Origin of the sequence: Komarekiella delphini-convector SJRDD-AB1 (assembly GCF_014831675.1) — a bacterium.
GTDB lineage: Bacteria > Cyanobacteriota > Cyanobacteriia > Cyanobacteriales > Nostocaceae > Komarekiella.
This window is the reverse complement of record NZ_VJXY01000185.1, coordinates 1-1,140: the sequence shown is the minus strand read 5'-3', so window position 1 is coordinate 1,140 and position 1,140 is coordinate 1. Positions and strand designations below refer to the sequence as shown.

Genomic DNA, 1,140 nt, shown 5'->3' with positions numbered 1-1,140 from the left:
CTATAGGAATCATATTTGATTTCTGAAAAAAACTGCGAGATAATACGGAGAAAGATATCTGTCTAACAGAGAACAATGATAAGTCAGCATCTACAAGCCGTGATCGCAGAACTACAAGAATTTATAGATAATCGCCCAGATGCTCGTGAGGTGAGAAAAGCTTTGGCGGTGAAACTGGTTTATCAAGGCTACAAGTATCAGGAAATTCAAACAATTTTAGATGTGTCTGTTGGTTCGATAACAAGCTGGAAGCTGGCTTACAAGGAATATGGAATTTCGGGACTGCGCTTAAATCATAAAGGCAAAAAGAGTTACCTGAGTGATGAACAGCAACAAGAAGTATTAAGTTGGTTACAAACTAAGGATACTTGGGAGCTTGGTGAACTAGAGTACAAATTAGCGTTTGAATATGATGTAATCTACGAATCGAAACGAAGCTATTACGGTTTATTTGACGCGGCAGGAATTAGTTGGAAGAAAACTACTTCTTTAAATCCAAAGGCTGATCCGGAGGCTGTTGCTGCAAAAAAAAACAGATTGAAACATTGTTGGCAAGCAACACAGAGGATATAGAAGCCCGAAGGCTGAGAGTACTACTAATAGATGAGTGTCATCTGTTGTGGGGAGACTTAACAGGTTATGTTTGGGGTAAAACTGACCAAGAAATAGCAGTTGGTATCGTTAACGAACGAGATAAACAGACATACTACGGGGCAGTTGATTATCTTAATGGCAAGTTACTTCTGAAAGCTTACAATGCTGGTAATTCAGACAATACGATTGATTATTTACGTTATTTATTAGACTCTTCTCCCAATCAGCAATTACTTCTTTTTTGGGATGGTGCTTCTTACCATCGTTCGCATTTGGTTCAAAACTTTTTATGCGAGGTAAATCAAGGTTTATCTCAAGAGCAATGGAAAATTCATTGCGTCCGCTTTGCTCCTAATTGCCCATCACAAAATCCTATAGAAGATATTTGGTTACAAGCAAAAACCTGGATTAGACGTTTTTGCGCTTTAATTCCAACATTCTCTCATTTAAAGTGGATGTTTGAATGGTTTATCCAAAACACTACTTTTGATTTTATGTCTCTCCAGATGTACGGATTTTTTTCAGAAATCAAATACTAGCCCTATA

Annotated in this window: 1 protein-coding gene; it reads left to right on the top strand. The window is 37.5% G+C overall.

From position 1 onward, the window contains the following. Positions 1-75: 75 nt before the first annotated feature. Positions 76-1,133, top strand: a protein-coding gene (locus tag FNW02_RS38230) for an IS630 family transposase (protein ID WP_225226348.1) whose coding sequence is annotated in 2 segments (ribosomal slippage) — positions 76-523 and positions 523-1,133 — 1,059 coding nt in all. Because the reading frame shifts where the segments join, the coding sequence is not laid out codon by codon here. Positions 1,134-1,140 lie beyond the last annotated feature (7 nt).